Origin of the sequence: Pelomonas sp. KK5, from assembly GCF_001984095.1 — a bacterium.
Taxonomy (GTDB): Bacteria; Pseudomonadota; Gammaproteobacteria; order Burkholderiales; family Burkholderiaceae_C; genus KK5.
In genome coordinates this window covers 1-1,670 of sequence record NZ_LYVQ01000457.1, presented here as the reverse complement: position 1 = coordinate 1,670, position 1,670 = coordinate 1, and the positions used below count along the sequence as shown (strand labels likewise).

1 pseudogene is annotated in these 1,670 nt (G+C 66.2%); it reads right to left on the bottom strand.

From position 1 onward, the window contains the following. Positions 1-1,099 (bottom strand): annotated as a pseudogene (locus tag B0W88_RS31610) (heme utilization protein); the annotation flags it as partial. Between the last annotated feature and the right edge of the window lie 571 nt (positions 1,100-1,670).

Genomic DNA, 1,670 nt, shown 5'->3' with positions numbered 1-1,670 from the left:
CGACGATGTCGCCGGTGGTCAGCGCATGGATCTGGGCCGAGCCCATGGCCTTGAGGCCGGCGGTGCCGAGGGCGACGACGTCTTCCGTCGTCATCGTGGCGACCTGCGCGGTGCCGATGGCGGCGACCTGGGCGCTGGTCAGCGAAGGGATCTGCGAGCTGGTCAGCGCGTTCAGCGTGTCGCTGGCCAGGCCGGCGATCTGCGCGGTGCTCAGCTGGGCCACCTGGGCGGTCGTCAGCGCGCCGATCTGGTCGCTGGAGAGGGCGCCGAGCTGGCTGCTGGACAGCGCGCGCAGCGCGGCGCTGTTGAGCGCGCGCAGGTCGTCGGTCTCCAGGTTGGCGAGCTGGGCGGTGCCCAGGCCGGCCACCTGGGCCGAGCTGAGCGCATTGGCCTGGGCGGTGCTCAGCGCGACGATCTCGTCGGTGCTGAGCGCGTGGATCTGGGCCGAGCCCAGCGCCTTGATGCCGGCAGTGCCGATGGCCACCAGGTCATCGGTGGCCAGCGTGGCGATCTGGGCGGTGCTGAGGCCGGCGAGCTGGGTGGACTTCAGCGCGGCAGCCTGGTCGGTGGTGATGGCGATCAGGCCGTCGCTGCTCAGCGCGTTGAGCTGGCTGCTGGTCAGCGAGCGGATGCCGGACGTGCCGAGGGCGACGATGTCCTCGGTCGTCATCGTGCCGACCTGGGCGGTGCCGATGGCGGCGACCTGGCCGCTGGTCAGCGAGGGGATCTGGGTGCTGGTCAGCGCGTTCAGCGTGTCGCTGCCCATGCCGGCGATCTGGCCGGTGGTGAGCTGGGGCAGCTGGGTGCTGGTGAAGGCGGCCACCTGGTCCGAGGCCAGCGCGCCGAGCTGCGAGCTGCTCAGCGAGCGCAGCGCGCCGGAATTGATGACAGCCAGGTCGGCCACCTCGAAGGCGGCGAACTGGCTGCTGCTGATGAAGCTGAAGGCGGCGGAGCTGAGGCTGCCCACCTGGCTGGTGGTCAGCGCCTGGATCTGGTCTGAACTGAAGGCGGCCCAGTCGGCGGACGTCAGGTGGGCCAGTGTCGTGGTCGACAGCTGCGCGATCTGAGTCGTGGACAGGTTGGAAATGATGGAAGCCATGTAGGAGCTCGCTCAGTAAAGGGGGCTGCTGACCATCGCCGCACCCGCGGTGCGAAACGATTCGTCACAGACAAACCAGAAATTTGCCTTTAGCCGTTCATCGGCATTTCGGTCTGGCTTTGCAAAACTTGAGGAAAGAAGTGCGCAGCAGGGGGCACAAGCCGCGGCGCGGACGGTTCGGGGAGACTGCATCGGACGAACGATCCGGTTTCAGATACCGCAATCCTAGGTTTCTAGGGGCTTGCGAGATCTTCGCAAAAAGTGTTGCTTTCCCGACTTGTTTAAGAAATGTAACGACCATGTCGACGTGAAGTTATCCACGTGAATGGGACGTTAGGTCGGGTGGTGGACCCCGCGGATGGGGTGTGCGACGAGTGGCGTTGACAGCGCGGAGGCCATCGGTGCGGTGGTCCTGGTCGACGATGAAAACACAAGGGGTCCGTCTCCGGACCCCTTGCTCAGCTTGCGCTCGGGTAACTGATTAGATCAGCGGCCCCCCGTGGCGCTTGCGCTCCTCTTCGTCCTGCAGCAGCTTCTGCTCCAGCAGCGTCTGGTGATGCGATGACGACGT